We start from the raw sequence: 16,441 nt of genomic DNA, 5'->3' as shown, positions 1-16,441 counted from the left end.
TTATTTCTCCTAACTCTCTCTATTCTCAATTCTTAAGCCGGAGTAATCTATATCTTCCTCTTCATCAATAATTTCAATTAAAGGCTCTTTAAATGCTTTATTTGTTAACTGTTTTCCCATGGTCAACAATAGAGAGGGTAACAGTACAAGGTTCACAATCATTGCAACAATCAAAGTTAATGATGTTAGAATTCCTAAAGCTTGAGTACCTCCAAACTGAGATGAGGCGAAAACACCAAATCCAAAAAACAGAATAATAGATGTATACATCATGCTTACACCTGTTTCTTTTATGGAATCTATTACAGCCGGTTTTAAATCCCATTCGCAGTTCTCCAGTTCTTGTCTATATTTCGCCAAAAAGTGAATGGTATCATCGATTGAAATTCCAAAAGCAATACTAAATACCAAAATTGTTGAAGGTTTTAGCGGAATTCCAAAGAAACCCATCATAGCACCTGTCACAACTAACGGAATAAGGTTAACCAAAATTGACATCATGATCATTCTATATGACTTAAACAAAATTGCCATTAAACCTGCAATAATTAAAATCGCTAACGCCAAACTTTGAAGTAAGTTCTTTACAAGATATTTCGTTCCTTTTAGGTAAACTACCCCAGGACCAGTCAATTGAATTTTAAATTTTTCCTCCGGGAAAATCTCCGTGATTTTTGGCCCTAAATCACTCATTAAAGAGTCCATTTCAATACTACCCACATCTTTCATTGGCACTGAAACACGCGCAAACTGACCAGTACTATCTACATATGGACTCAACATATTGGAATTACCCTGTGTATTATCAAGATATTTCTTGATAAACAACTTTTCATTGCCTTTTACCAATTGATATTTCTTTGGGTTACCTCCGTAATACGCTTGCTTGGTGAACTTAATCCCTTCTACAATCGACATTGGTTTTCCAAACTCAGGATAATCCGCGAACAGTGTATTTAACTTATCAATCCGCTTTAATGTAGATGTTTTAGAAACCACACCTGGCTTTAATCCATCTATTCCTATCTCAAAAGGCATCACACCTCTAAAGTTATCTTCTACATAATGCAGATCTTGAATTACCGGATCATCTTGAGGTAAATCATCAGTAAGATTACCTGTGGTCGTCATTAAAGAAAGTCCATAAAGTGAAATAGTTACTAACGCTAATGAAGCCCAATATACTTTTGTTCTATGATATGAAATCACATGGATCAATCCATCCACTATCTTATTTAAACCTTTACGATCCAGATGACGCATCTGCCTTTTCTTTGGTGGTGGCAAAACACTCAAAATAGCAGGAATCATAAATATCGATAACACAAATAGAATCATGATATTCACAAACGCAACAATTCCAAACTCTACTAAAATCGAACTCTGTGTAAAAGCAAAAGCCAGAAACCCAACCGCAGTTGTCACATTAGTCATCAAGGTCGCCTGACCAATCTTACGCACCACACGACTAATCGCTAATACCTTATTCTGATGTAGCGCATATTCTGAATGGTATCTATTAATGAGGTAAATGGAATTCGGTATACCAATAACGATGATTAAAGGCGGAATAATTCCCGTTAGAATTGTGATTTCAAAACCAAAAAACGTAATAATTCCAAAACTCCAGGTGACCCCCAGAATCACAATAAGCATAGAAACCAGCACGGGAGAAAATGATCTGAAAAAGATCATCAATACAATAATCGTAACTAAAACTACATAACCTAAAAACTGACCTAATTCCGTTTTTACCAAATGCGTAATCATGGTTCGGATATACGGCATACCACTTGAGTGAATATGTAATTTATTGGTCTCCGCATACTCATCAACACTACTAAAAACTTTAGACACTAACGGCTCTCTTTGTTTGGAATTAAAGATTTTGCCATTCAATGTAACCAGCATCAAATTCACATGATTGGTATCATTGATCAACCGGTCTTTGTAAAACGGTAAGGAATATATCAAAGCCCGAACACTATCCAATTCAGCCTCCGTTTTCAATTCATGAGGCACAATTTTTCGTAGGTCGAATCTCTTGTTTGCGGTATCTTTAACCACATTGAAAAGTCTATTGATAGATACCACTGTATCCACCCCATCAATATCCTCTAATGTTTGTCCGAATCTATACCAGGAATTAAACAATTCCAGATCATCTAAAGGGTTTTCTTCCAGAATCAGGATCATCGCCTGCCCATTATTACCGAACTTTTCTTTGAACTCATTATACGCAATCAACGTTGAGTCATTGTCTGGCAGCATCTTTGGGAGTGTCCATTGTAAACGCAAATTCGTAGAATTATACCCTACAATAGCTGTCCCTACTAGTATGGTAATCAGTATAAAAACACTACGTCTTACAATAAATCTGGCGAGTAATTCCCACATAAAAACATCTCTCTTATCGCTATAACTTTACAATAAAGTTAAGGAGCTCGAAATTAACATAATTGTTAGGACTACAAAAGGATGTTACTCCCATTGCTTACAACATTTTTTTAGGCTTCCCAGCAACAAAATCTTTTAAATAGAAAGGTTCAAAATAGGCCACATCTTCAAAATTTTCATTTAAAAATTTCTGCTCCGAAATTGGAATCATAAACCTGGCTGAAGGGAATACGTCATCAATAAATGTAACCGATGAATGGTCTGCATAAAGAGACTTGCTTTTATCCATTCCAGGCCCAAAAAAAACAGTTTGACTTTGTTCCAGTATCTCCTCAAATGAATCTGACTCCAATACCAGGGCCTTTGTTTCTTCCTTTACCGAATTGTCGGCATTCAATACACAGGTATAAACTTCCATTCGTCTGGCATCCAACATTGGGACTTTTAATCCGCCAAATCCAACTACATCGGGATGATTTGCCATGGCTTCTAATGTAGGAACAGAAATCATTGGTATTTTGAGACCATAACACAAACCTTTTACCAATGAAACCCCTATTCTTAAACCCGTATATGATCCCGGACCTTTACTCACTGATATTGCGTCAATATCTTTTATGGACAATTGCGCATCAACTAAAGACTTTTCTATTAAGCCCTCCAGTTGCTCCGCATGGGAATACCCATCGTTTATTTCATGGGCAGCACAAAGCTTACCATTTATTCCAATAGCCACCGAACAAACTGTTGTGGAAGTTTCAATATTTAAGATTGTAGCCATAATCTGGCTGCGAAAATAGGCTATCTGATTTCGAGAAAATATTTCAAAAGATAGAAATTAGTGATTTCCGCTCTTATTTTTCGTCCGAATCACTTTTATAAAGATCCTCTTTACTCTTAATTTCCACCTTATCCCCATGGAGCAATTTATTGGAGACAATAGAATACGGTCCTGAAATAACAGTTTCTCCTTCACTTACTCCTTCCACAATCTCTATATTTTTAGTATCCTGAATTCCAGTTTTCACTTTTTTCATTACCGCTTCGCCATCTTCCAAGACAAAAATCACCTCAAACAATTCATCATCCTCATATTCTTCGAGATTAATTTTAACCGTTCTCATTACGTTCTCAGAACTATCAGGGCGAATGGTAACAGATTGAATAGGGACCATCACAATATTATCTCTTTCATTGGTTAAAATTTCAACATTAGCCGACATACCCGGGCGGAAAGGACTTAAATGCGGATTTTTAGGATCAATTAAATCTTCATACGATGCTCGATCAATACTAATTTCAACATTAAATACGGTAATCTCATTCGTAGATTGAATATTAGATGATGCTGAAGAATTCGCTATTTCTTTCACCACTCCGGTAAACTTTCTATTTAGATATGCATCCACTTCGACCGTAGCCTGATCTCCTACTTTTACCCTCACAATATCGCTTTCATTTACCTCAACGTGAACTTCCATTTGAGTTAAATCTGCCACGCGCATCAATTCTGTTCCCGCCATTTGCGCAGTCCCTACCACTCTCTCTCCAAGTTCAACATTCAATTTGGATACCGTCCCATTCATTGGTGCATAGATAGTCGTACGTTTTAAATTATCATTAGCTTCTTTCACAGTAGCCTGTGCGCTTTTCACATTAAACTCTGCTGCTTTAACACTCTCTTCAGCTGCAGACACTTCAGCCTTTGCCACTTCAAATTCACTCTTCACACGATCAAAATCTGAATCGGAAACAACACCGTCTTTATTCAGCTGCAATTGACGTTTATAGTTCTCATCAGCATTTATAAACCTCGCCTTAGATTGTGTTAACCTTGCTCTGGAATTAGCCATATTGGCTTTCGCAGAATTTAATCCTGCCTGGGCACGACTAACGGATGCCAGATATAAATCCGGATTAATTTTAACCAATAAATCTCCCGTGGAAACTTTCATACCTTCCACAACAGGTAATTCAATGATCTCTCCAGGAACTTCCGGACTGATCTTTACCTCTCTTTCCGGTTGAATTCTACCTGTAGCTGAAACCGTTTCAACAATCTTTCCTTTAACAATCTCTGTAGAAGTTACCGTATACTTGGCATTGCTCTCTTTAGATTTTTTTACAACAAGGAACGAAAGCACACCGAAAATCAGGACTCCTACTCCAATTAATATATTTCTTTTATTCATCTGAAAGTTCTTTATCTCGTCATTTGAACTTATAATGTCAATGACTTCCCTTGGTAGAAGTCTAATATTTTCATTCTAAAAATGTAATCGAATTTTGCTTTAACCAGATCACTCTGCGCTCTATACAAATTGGTTTTCGCCACATTATAATCTACCGCATTAATCATCCCGACATCAAACCTCTTTTGCGCATAATTAAATGCTTCCTCTAATGACTTCAAGCCTTTCTCCGTAGACATATAACTTTTATAAGCTGCTAACGCATCTGCGTAAGCTTTTTCAATATCCTGTCTTACTTTTTGTTTCTCTTTTTCCAGATTGTTTTCCTGAATCGCATAGTTCACTTTAGCCCTATTCACAGCTGCGCGATTATTCATTCTATTGAAAATTGGGATATTTAAGCTTAAACCTAAAGATTGGTTAAAGTTGTTTGTCACCTGATCACCAAAACCTTGTGTTCTTGTTTGGGTTGAATATGATGGACTCAAAACAATATCATTAGAGTTTTCCACAAAACCTATGGGTCTGTTTCCCTCAAAAGTTTGCCCAATTACGTCTGTTGCATTTCCTGAATAACCCGTACCTAAAGATCCACTTAATGTTAATCTTGGGATCATTGCTCCATTTGATAAGCTGATTTGTTTTTCAGCACTTAGTAATGAATACTCATTACTTTTAATACTTGGATATGAATCATACGCAGTTTGAATTACCGCATCTAAACTTTTAGGAAGTGCCAAAGCGCTACTGTCATATTTAGAGGGTACCAACACCTTCATGTTAAAGTCTCCCGGGAGACGCAACAATTGTTTCAGCGACAAATACGCTAAAACTACCTGGTTATCAGCATTCACTTTTGCAAGCTCTTCCCGAGCATATTGTGCTTCAATATCGTATAAACTTCCCTGCGGAGCGCTACCCGCATTTACCAGTTTTCTCGTACGATCAACCTGCTGCGCAGTAATTTCCAATTGCTTCTCAGCTACCCCTAAGGTTTCTTCATTAAATAGAATTTGCAAAAAAGATGTCGTTACCGCTAAACTGGTCAAATATTGTGCGTTTTTGTATGCAAAATCAGATGCTTTTTCATCATATTGACTTTGCGTCAATGCATTCAGGTTTTGTAATCCTGAAAAAAGCGTCCAATTGGCTGACAAATTAAAATTCCCTGTATTTACTGTACTTTGAGCGAATTGATTCGTAAATGGGTCAATACGTTGACCAAAGTTATATCCATAGTATGCCGATGCATTTACACTAGGTAAAAACTGACTCCTGGATTGCATCACACCAGTTTGTGCATTCTCAACATTCAATTCTGCCTGACGCACATCCAGGTTATTTTCCAATGCATATTGCACACATTTTTCCAAACTCCAAACTTCCTGGGCTAAAGAGATAAATCCATTCAATAGGAATGAGATGATAAGAAGGTATTTTGTCATAATCGCACTATTTTCCAAGACAAATTTATGACATACCTAAGGTGTTCTGATTATATTTTAAAGAACGTAAAATACTGTATTTAAAAGGGAGAAATTTGGGATAGATGGTTTTGGTTTTTGTCAGTCGAATAACAAAATCAAGGCATAAAAAAACGGTCATTAAATATTTAATGACCGTCTTTAATATTTCTAAATGTAATTAATGCATTACAGTTTTTGCTCTACTTCGCGTTCTTCATATCCTTCAATGATATCACCTACTTTAATATCATTGTATCCTTCAATATTCAATCCACACTCGTATCCTGCTTTTACTTCTTTTACATCATCTTTAAAGCGCTTCAAAGAACCCAGTTTTCCAGCGTATCCTACGATACCATCTCGAATAACTCTTACATGTGTATTACGTGTAATTGTTCCATCCAGAACGTAACAACCTGCAATTGTTCCAACTTTTGAAATCTTGAAAGTTTCTCTAATCTCGATATTACAAACAATCTCTTCAACCAGTTTAGGTTTCAACATACCCTGCATTGCATCTTTCATCTGCTCAATCGCATCGTAAATAATAGAATACAATCTGATATCAATTTGCTCCTTATCTGCTAATCTTCTCGCACTTGCTGAAGGTCTTACCTGGAATCCAACAATAATCGCATCAGAAGCCGTTGCTAACAACACATCAGATTCAGAAATTTGACCTACCGATTTATGAATTACGTTCACCTGAATATTCTCCGTAGAAAGTTTCATTAACGAGTCTGCTAATGCCTCAACAGACCCATCCACATCACCTTTTACAATTACATTCAACTCGTGGAAATCACCTAATGATAATCTTCGACCAATCTCATCTAATGTAATATGTTTCTGCGTTCTAAGTCCTTGTTCTCTTTGTAACTGCTCTCTCTTAGACGCTAATTGTTTTGCTTCACGCTCTTCAGCAAACTGCTTAAAGCTATCACCGGCATTTGGTGCTCCTGCGAAACCTAACATTGATACCGCATGAGACGGTCCTGCCTCTCGAATAGATTTACCACGTTCATCGGTTAGCGCTTTTACTTTTGCAAAATATTGTCCAGCAACAATAAAGTCACCTACCCTGATTGTTCCGGTTTGAACAATCAATTGAGTTACGTAACCTCTACCTTTATCCAGAGACGCTTCAATAATAGTTCCTGAAGCCATTCTATCCGGATTAGCTTTTAATTCTAAAAGATCGGCCTCTAATAATACTTTCTCTAACAAATCATCAATACCCATTCCGGTTTTAGCCGAAATTTCCTGAGTTTGGTATTTTCCACCCCACTCTTCTACCAGGATATTTTGTTGTGATAATTGCTCTCTAATTCTATCTGCACTTGCATCTGGACGATCCATTTTATTAAATGCAAATACCATTGGCACTCCAGCCGCTTGCGCGTGATTAATGGCCTCAATAGTTTGAGGCATCACACTATCGTCAGCTGAAATAATAATAATGGCAATATCTGTAACCTGAGCACCACGTGCACGCATCGCTGTAAAGGCCTCGTGACCCGGAGTATCCAGGAATGTGATTTCTCTACCATCTTCTAAAGACACCATATAGGCGCCAATATGCTGCGTAATTCCTCCGGCCTCACCGGCAATTACGTTTGCATCACGAATTTTATCCAATAAAGAGGTTTTACCGTGATCAACGTGTCCCATTACCGTAACGATAGGAGCTCTTGGTACCAAGTCTTCCTCAGCATCCACAATTTCTTCTACCTCATCTGTCTCGGTATCTGCACCTACAAACTCCACAGAGAATCCAAATTCTTCTGCTACGATAGATAACGTCTCTGCATCTAATCTTTGGTTGATGGATACCATCATTCCCAAAGTCATACATGCTGAAATAACATCTGTGATGGACACTTCCATCATTGTTGCCAATTCATGAACGGTAACAAACTCTGTTACTTTGATGTTTTTCTTTTGAGATTCTTGAGCCGCAAGAGTTTCCTCCATTTGTTGCGCTGCACTTTCTCTCTTCGCTCTACGGTGCTTAGCCCCTTTCGACTTCTTGCTACCACTTAATCTTGCCAGAGTTTCACTAATCTCTTTTTGGATTTGCTCATCAGTACGTTGTACAACTGGTTCTGGCTTTCTCCCCTTTCTTCTATTTTGACCTCGATTATTGCCTCCCTGATTTGATCTATTTTGACCGCCTCGGTTATTACCTCCCTGGTTGTTTTGACCACCTCCTGGATTCGCAATTCTCTTTCTTGGTTTTCTTTTATTTCCATTCGGATTCGTAGAAGAAGCCACTGGCTTTTTCTTTTTCTCCGGCTTCGTTGGTAATTCAATCTTACCAACCACTGTTGGACCAGTTAATTTTTCCACCTGTGCCTTTACCATTTCCGGCTCGGCAGGTTTCGAAGGTTTTGGTTCTTCCTTCTTCTCTTCCTTTGGAGGTTCAGGTTTCTTCTCCTTCTTAGGTTCTTCTTTAGGTGGCTCCGGCTTTTTCTTTGGCTTCCCTTTGGCCTTTGGCTTTTGTTCTTCCAACTTAATCGTACCTAAAATCTTAGGCCCTTTACCATCCTCAAATTCTCCCTGATCTCCTTTATTGATTTCCACCTCAGTTGAAGGTTTTGTTTCTTTCACTTCAACTACTGGCTTTTCCTCTACAACAGGTTCTTTCACCTCTTCCGTCTTCACCTCTTCTTTCACTGGAGCAGGTGTTTCAACTTCTTCCTTCACTTCTGGCTTAGGAGTTTCCTTTGGAGGCTCAACAGATACCGGATCAGCCTTTTCTACTACAGTTGGTCTTATAGGAGCTTCCGGCTCAAGTGAAATCGTCTTACGTTCCACTTTTTTATTTCTTAATTCTTGAGATTTTTCTTTTCTAGCTTTATCTGAACCATACTGCTCTACAAGCAATTCGTACATTTCAGGCAAAACTTTAGCGTTAGGTGAAGCATCAATCTCATGACCTTTTCCTTTAAGGAACTCGGCAATTGTGTTCACTCCTACGTTAAACTCTTTTGCTATTTTATTTAATCTCTTTGTTGGACCTGCCATATTTGGAAAGTTGTATTTGGTGGCAAATTAATATAAACTAAATCATTTTTACGCGGTTTTATTCAAATTCAGCACGTAAAATTGCTAATACTGCATCAACAGTCTCTTCTTCTAAATCTGTTCTTTGAATTAAATCTTCTTTAGACAAGCGAATTACACTTTTTGCGGTATCACATCCGATCGCTTTTAAAGCGTCAATAATCCATCCGTCAATTTCATCTGCAAATTCTTCGATATCCACATCCTCGTTGTCTCCTCCTTCTTCACGGTAAACATCAATTTCGTAACCAGTAATTCTACTTGCCAATTTAATATTGTGACCACCTTTTCCGATGGCTAAAGAAACCTGATCTGGTCTTAAGAAAACATCTGCTTTTGCGTTTTCTTCATCAATCACTGTATTTGTAATCTTCGCAGGGCTTAACGAGCGTGCAATAAATAATTGAGGATTCGCTGTATAGTTAATTACATCAATATTCTCATTACGTAATTCTCTTACAATACCATGAATTCTAGATCCTTTCATACCCACACAAGCTCCAACCGGATCGATTCTATCATCATAAGATTCAACTGCTACTTTAGAACGTTCTCCCGGCTCTCTTACAATACTCTTAATTGTAATCAATCCATCAAAAATTTCAGGAACTTCTAGTTCAAATAACCTCGCCAAGAATTCAGTTGCAGTACGCGATAAAATAATCACAGGACTATTGTTACGCATATCTACTTTCTTAATCACCGCACGAACAGTCTCTCCTTTCTTGAAATAATCACTTGGAATTTGCTCGGACTTTGGCAATATCAACTCATTACCCTCGTCATCTAAAATTAAGACTTCTTTTTTCCAGATCTGATAAACTTCACCCGTGAGGATATCTCCAACTCTATCTTTGTAGAGTTTATATAAAGAATCTTTTTCCAATTCATGAATCTTAGAAATCAGGTTTTGACGTAATGCCAATACTGCTCTTCTTCCAAAATCTTCTAGTTGCATTTGCTCAGCAACCTCTTCTCCGATTTCAAAATCAGGCTCAATTTTCGTGGCATCACTCAAAGAAATCTCCAAGTTTTCATCCTCTACCTCATCATCATCTACAATCTCACGATTACGCCAAATCTCAATATCACCTTTATCCGGGTTGATAATAATATCATAATTATCATCTGTTCCCGTCATCTTAATGATCATGGAACGAAATACCTCTTCCAAGATATTCATCATAGTTACACGATCGATGTTTTTGAATTCTTTAAAATCCGAAAACGACTCAATAAGTTGATCTGTATTCATCATAACTGTAATATTTAACTTCCGCTTACTTAAACGAAATATTAATTTTTGCTTCTTTAATATCCTTATTTATCACTCTAAAAGCATCTCCTTTTTTTAATTTCTCAAGAGATACACTTGGAGTAATCACTTTTTCCAAACTAAACTCAATTTCCGGTTCTGAAACCGAAGTCACTTTTGCATCTACAACACCCTCATCCACTAGAGTCACCTTCAAACTCCTGCCAATATTCTTCTCATATTGTTTAAATACCTTTAAAGGTTTATCCAGCCCTGGTGAAGAAACATTTAATTCAAAATCCTGCTCCTCACGATCTAAATTAAACTCAATACCACGACTTACTTTCATACAATCTGTAATAGGTAATCCTCCTATAGCATCTACCAAAACAGAAATTTTATTCCCGGAACCAATCTTAAGATCGACCAAAAAGATATTCGTTCCTTCTATGGTTTCTTCTATTAATTTTCTGACTGTTGACTCTTGAATCATCTATAATCGCCTTGACTTTAATTTAAGATACAAAAAGAGGGGTTCGAAACCCCTCTTTTCCATTCTTCGTAATTTTGCTGCAAAAATAGAATTTTATTAAATAAAAACAGGCTTTATACCTTTTTAATTCACTTATATTTAATCAAATCGTCATAAACCGATGTAATCGTCACACAAAATTCACATAATATTCACATCCACCTATAGAATTATTCACACCCTTTACAGAAATAAATTATGCGAGATTTATATGTTTAAACTAAATTTGGCACCCCTTAAACAAAGAAATATGAAAACACTAATTCAAAATTTCACAAAGCAATTAAATGAAGCTTTAGAAATTGGACAGAATACAGTTTTGACCCCTTCAAATAAAACATTTCACAATGTACTCATTACCGGAATGGGTGGTTCTGGGATTGGTGGAACAATTATCTCCGAGCTTGCTGCAACTCAGATTCCGGTTTTTATAAATAACAGTTACGAATTACCGACATGGGTAAATGAGAACACTTTGGTTATTGGCTCTACATATTCTGGGAATACCGAAGAAACAATTAGTGTTATCCATAAAGCGATCAAGTCAAATACTGAAATTGCATTTATTACTTCAGGTGGAATAGCAAAAGAAATTATTGATCAAAACAATCTAAATTGTATCTTGATAGAAGGTGGCAACCCACCAAGATCTATGATCGCTTTTTCACTTGTTTCACTCATGTTTTTACTCAATCATTACGGAATCACTCAATTTGATATCGAATCGGAAATAAGAAAATCAATTTCATTAATTGACCTTGAAGAAGGCAATATCATTAGTAAATCCCAATCATTAGCTAAGAACCTGCAAAACACTATACCTGTTATTTACTCAGTTTCAGGATATGATGGCATTGCAACGAGGTTCCGTCAACAGATTAATGAAAACTCTAAAATGCTTTGCTGGCATCATATCATTCCTGAAATGAATCATAATGAGCTAGTGGGATGGGCTGGTGGAGATAATAAATTCTCTGTCGTTTTTCTACGCAATTCGGATGACAGTTCTAAAAATCAGCATAGAATTGAAATAAATAAAGAAATCATATCCAAACATACAGATAGTATATTTGAAATTTGGGGAAAGGGAGATTCTAAAATTTGTAGAACATTATACCATATCCACTTTGAAGATTGGGTTTCATTCCACCTAAGTGAGTTAAATGATGTTGATGTTGTTGAAGTTAAAGTTATTGATTACCTCAAAAGTGAATTAGCAAAATCACACGAGTAATTTAAAGCTATGCCAAAAGTATTTTTCAAAGATTTAGGTAAATTGGATTACCAGGAAGCCTGGGATTTTCAGGAGGAAATCTTCAAAGAAAGTGTTGAGCTTAAACTGAAAAACATAAAAAGTGAACAGCCTACTTCTCCGAAAAATTACTTTTTCTACGTTGAACATCCACATGTCTATACGCTTGGAAAAAGTGGATCTTTAGACAATCTATTATTAGACGAACAAGGTCTTGAAGATAAAGAGGCTACATTTTATAAAATTAATAGGGGTGGTGATATTACTTATCATGGCCCAGGTCAATTAGTAGGTTATCCTATCCTAGATTTAGATCAATTCAAACCAGACATACACCTATATCTTAGAAATATTGAAGAGGCTGTAATCCAATTATGTGCTGAATATGGCATCAAAGGGGAACGATTTGAAAAATATACTGGTGTATGGATTGATCCTGGAACTCCACAAGAGAGAAAAATATGTGCCATTGGAGTTAAGACCTCTCGTTGGGTAACCATGCATGGATTCGCATTAAATGTAAATACCAATTTAGAATATTTTGGCAATATTGTTCCGTGTGGTATTGTAGATAAAGATGTTACTTCATTGCAAAGAGAATTAGGTCGAGAGGTTGATATGCAGGAAGTAAAAGATAAACTTCAGGTTCATTTTCAAAGAATTTTTGATATGGAAATGACACCCTTTAACGTTTAAAATAACCAATTATCGTTGCGTTAATTTATTGAACTGAATGAACAGCCTTTCTAATATTCTTAGATCATCAGTAATCACATCAGCGACTCCTTCCATCTCTGGAGTAAACTCCAGATTTATATTGTAGCTGCTCTTCATTCCATTTATCAATCTAACCTCAGCCAAATATTCACCCTGATTAGATATTTCATTTAATCTGGATACTTCTCCTTCCAAATAACCAAACTCTGTAGACGGAAAACTGCTTAAACTTAACCTCACTTTTTGTCCCACTTTAATCTTTCCATATCCATTTGAAGGCACTTTTAAATTCGCGACAAACTCCTCATTTTCTGGAATAACAGCAAATAATGGGGTTGAAGAATTAATATACTCATTTTTCTTCCAATGCGACAAATAGACTAATCTACCATTAACAGGTGCTGAAATTTCATAGTTAAACTTCCAACTCTCCAAACCACTCTGAATACTATTGACATACAGACTAATGTCATTTTTTAAAACCAAAACCTTATCCAAATAATTATATTTTAAATCAGCTAGTTCTTGATTCAAATTACTCAAGTTGACATCCATTTCTGCTATCGACTTGTTTAAACTCTCTATTTCCATCTGTTTCTGATGATATTTACTTTCCTCAGCAAATAGTTCCATTTTTGAAATTGTACCATTTTCAAACAGGATAACATTTTCATCTAAAACATATTTTACATTTTTTAAATCCAATTCTGCAATTCTCAATTGCCTTTTAGTAATTACGCGAACCTTCTCGTATTTATCAATTTTATCTTGTAAAGAATTCATTCTTTGCCTCTCATAATTATTGCGTTGCAGTTTCTGATATTCAAAACAAGATTTACTTAACTGATTAAATGCCTGTTGAAGCTCCCCAAAAGCAAATTCTGGTTTTATTTGAGGTAAACTGTGTGTGCTATCAATTAAAAGGATATTAACTTCTCTGATATAATTTTTTAAATAGTTCCCTTCTTCAAGGGATATTGGACTTTCTACTAGCCCCAACTTTTCTCCCATAGAAACAATATCTCCATTAGCTCTTTCCAAACTAACTATTTTACCCGAGACCTTGCTTATCAAACGCACCGGTGGGTTCTCAGTACTTAATACCATTGGAGCTTTAATAATATCCGGATACTTGACAATCCATGAAAAAGTTATCAAAATCAAAATCAAACAAAAAATCAATGTCATCCCCCATCTAACTGTCCAGGACGGTAACCGATTTAAAATTTCCTGCACTTCATCTGATCTAATTTCATCAATTCTTGAACGTCTTTCCACAACAAACTCAGGTGTTTCCTGATTTCGAACCTCAATTACTTCCGATTCTTTCGTAGTATGGATCATTTGACTAGGCATTAATTTTTTCTAAATCAAGCTGATTTTTAACTAATGTATAATAACTTCCTCTTAGGCTCACCAACTCTTCATGGGTACCTCTCTCAATAATTCTACCTTGATCTAAAACCACTATTTGATCTGCATTTCTAACCGTACTCAAACGATGCGCTATTACAACAGCAGTTCTTTTTCTAAAAAAAGTATTTAAGTTATTCATAATAATACTTTCATTCTTTGCATCGAGTGCGCTTGTAGCTTCATCAAAAAAGATAAACTTTGGATCTTTATACACTGCACGGGCAATCAATAAACGCTGTTTTTGCCCCGTACTCATACCAATTCCTTCCATTCCTATTTTAGTGTTATACCCCAGAGGTAATCCTTCTATAAAGTCTTCTATATTGGCAATTTCAACAGCTCGTTTCAACTTCTCCTTATCGATCACCGTTTCCCCAATTGCAATATTATTTGCTATCGTATCATTAAATATATACCCTTCTTGCATTACTACTCCACACATTTCCCTCCAATATTTTTGTGATACATTCTGTAAATTGAATCTCCCAATCTTTATATCTCCTTCTGTGGGCTCATAAAACTTCAGAAGCATCTTCATTAGAGTAGTTTTCCCACTACCACTTGCGCCAACAATAGCAGTAATTTTGTTTGCCGGAATCTCCAGGTCCACCCCCTTAATCACTTCATACGTACTACCAACATATCTAAAACAAACCTGATCTAATGCAAAATCTGAATCTAGGGGAATTTCAACAACCTTCTCATTTGTTCCATCCACACCCGGCAAACCTTCCTCATCTTCTTTGTTATGAATTTCTGATAAACGTTCCAGAGAAATCTTTGCATCCTGAACAGAGTACACAAAACCTATCAACTGTTCAATTGGACTATTCAATTGACCAATAATATAGGAAATCGACATCATCATACCTAAAGTAATTTGGCCATCAATAACCAGTTTTGCAGAGAATATACTTATGAATATATTCTTTATTTCGTTTATAAATCCTGAACCAATTATTTGAGTTTGTTGTAATACTAAACTTTTCATAGACACTCTAAACAATCTAGCCTGCACGTATTCCCACCCCCACCTTTTTTGTCTTTCTGCATTATGCAATTTAATCTCTTGCATTCCATTAATAAGCTCCATAATTTTACTTTGCTCATCACTCATTTGAGAAAACCTTTTATAATCGAGATCTTTTCTTCGCTTTAGAAAAAGAATTACCCACAACACATAAAGTGAGCTACCAATAAAGAAAATCGCAAAAATCGATAGATCATACCATGCCAGGACTCCACCAAATACAATTAGGTTAAAAAATGAAAACAATACATTCAAAGAGGTTGAAGTAAGTAAGTTTTCAATACGTTCATGATCATTAATACGTTGCATCAGATCACCAGTCATTTTCACATCAAAGAATGAAATAGGTAACTTCATCAACTTGATAAAAAAATCAGAAACTAAGGATATATTTATTCGAGCACTTAAATGCAAAAAAATCCAACCTCTGATTATATCGATAGCAGTTTTCCCAAAATACAAGAACAACTGCGCTATTAATATTAAATAAACAAAGTGTATATCTTGATTTTGAATACCAATATCTACAACACTTTGTGTTAAAAACGGAAATATTAATTGCAAAATACTTCCTGCCAATAATCCAATTGCCAATTGAACCAAAAAGCTTTTATACCTAAATAGATATTTATATAAAAATCGGAACCCCTTATTTACTTCTTTATCATTTTCTTCATCCTCCATAAACTGAGGAGTAGGTTCTAGCAATAACGCAATTCCTTCACCTGAACTTTCAATTGCGCTTAAACCTATCCAGTTTTTTATAAACTCCTCTTTACTATACTCAAGTAATCCATGCGCGGGATCAGAAACATAAACCGTATTCTTTTTGATCTTATATACAACAACAAAGTGTTGTTGTTGCCAGAAAACAATACAAGGCAGCGGAGCTTCCTCTTTCAGTTTCACCAGATCTAATTTTGCACCAAGTGTTCGAAACCCAATTTTTTCAGCGGCATCAGAAATATTTCTTAAAGAAGATCCCGCCCTCGTAGTTTCTGACAATTCCCTAAGTCTATTTAAAGATACATTACGTCCATAGTGCTTTGATATAATACGCAAACAGGTTGGACCACAGTCCATTTTGTCAGGTTGACGATAAAAAGGAAATCCCATTA

The 16,441-nt window shown here is 36.0% G+C and carries 11 protein-coding genes; 2 read left to right on the top strand and 9 right to left on the bottom strand.

Annotated elements, in window-relative coordinates; genetic code table 11:
* Positions 1–9 precede the first annotated feature (9 nt).
* From KFE94_08890 to rimP, 7 genes are all read right to left on the bottom strand, one after another.
* Entirely contained in the window at positions 10–2,397 is a 2,388-nt protein-coding gene (locus KFE94_08890; GenBank protein UTW64803.1) for an MMPL family transporter, read from the bottom strand.
* 97 nt (positions 2,398–2,494) lie between these two features.
* Positions 2,495–3,178, bottom strand: coding sequence for a tRNA (adenosine(37)-N6)-threonylcarbamoyltransferase complex dimerization subunit type 1 TsaB (gene tsaB / locus KFE94_08885; protein ID UTW64802.1), 684 nt, complete (start codon positions 3,176–3,178; stop codon positions 2,495–2,497).
* A 73-nt stretch (positions 3,179–3,251) separates the two neighbouring features.
* Entirely contained in the window at positions 3,252–4,589 is a 1,338-nt protein-coding gene (locus tag KFE94_08880; GenBank protein UTW64801.1) for an HlyD family secretion protein, read from the bottom strand.
* Between the two features lie 29 nt (positions 4,590–4,618).
* On the bottom strand, positions 4,619–6,034 hold the full coding sequence (locus KFE94_08875; protein ID UTW64800.1) for a TolC family protein: 1,416 nt from the start codon (positions 6,032–6,034) through the stop codon (positions 4,619–4,621).
* A 207-nt stretch (positions 6,035–6,241) separates the two neighbouring features.
* The gene (infB, locus tag KFE94_08870) at positions 6,242–9,082 is read right to left on the bottom strand and encodes a translation initiation factor IF-2 (protein ID UTW64799.1); all 2,841 of its coding nucleotides are present in this window, start codon (positions 9,080–9,082) and stop codon (positions 6,242–6,244) included.
* Positions 9,083–9,140: 58 nt separating this feature from the next.
* Positions 9,141–10,376, bottom strand: a complete 1,236-nt coding sequence (gene nusA / locus KFE94_08865) for a transcription termination/antitermination protein NusA (protein ID UTW68244.1) — start codon at positions 10,374–10,376, stop codon at positions 9,141–9,143.
* A 25-nt stretch (positions 10,377–10,401) separates the two neighbouring features.
* On the bottom strand, positions 10,402–10,869 hold the full coding sequence (rimP, locus tag KFE94_08860) for a ribosome assembly cofactor RimP (protein ID UTW64798.1): 468 nt from the start codon (positions 10,867–10,869) through the stop codon (positions 10,402–10,404).
* A gap of 289 nt (positions 10,870–11,158) precedes the next feature.
* On the opposite strand from rimP, the gene KFE94_08855 reads away from it, so the two are divergent.
* Together KFE94_08855 and lipB are read left to right on the top strand one after the other, a co-directional pair.
* Entirely contained in the window at positions 11,159–12,142 is a 984-nt protein-coding gene (locus KFE94_08855) for a bifunctional phosphoglucose/phosphomannose isomerase (protein ID UTW64797.1), read from the top strand.
* Positions 12,143–12,151: 9 nt separating this feature from the next.
* A complete protein-coding gene (gene lipB / locus KFE94_08850) occupies positions 12,152–12,856 on the top strand; it encodes a lipoyl(octanoyl) transferase LipB (GenBank protein UTW64796.1) in 705 nt (234 codons plus the stop codon).
* A gap of 9 nt (positions 12,857–12,865) precedes the next feature.
* Here lipB and KFE94_08845 read toward each other — a convergent pair whose 3' ends face one another.
* Both KFE94_08845 and KFE94_08840 read right to left on the bottom strand, forming a co-directional pair.
* Entirely contained in the window at positions 12,866–14,221 is a 1,356-nt protein-coding gene (locus tag KFE94_08845; GenBank protein UTW64795.1) for an HlyD family efflux transporter periplasmic adaptor subunit, read from the bottom strand.
* 4 nt (positions 14,222–14,225) lie between these two features.
* Positions 14,226–16,439 (bottom strand): peptidase domain-containing ABC transporter, encoded by a 2,214-nt coding sequence (locus KFE94_08840; GenBank protein UTW64794.1) that lies wholly within the window; start codon positions 16,437–16,439, stop codon positions 14,226–14,228.
* Between the last annotated feature and the right edge of the window lie 2 nt (positions 16,440–16,441).

This window comes from bacterium SCSIO 12643 (genome assembly GCA_024398135.1).
GTDB lineage: Bacteria > Bacteroidota > Bacteroidia > Flavobacteriales_G > Salibacteraceae > CAJXZP01.
The sequence above is the reverse complement of the archived record's forward strand: the minus strand, read 5'-3'. Positions and strand labels throughout refer to the sequence as shown.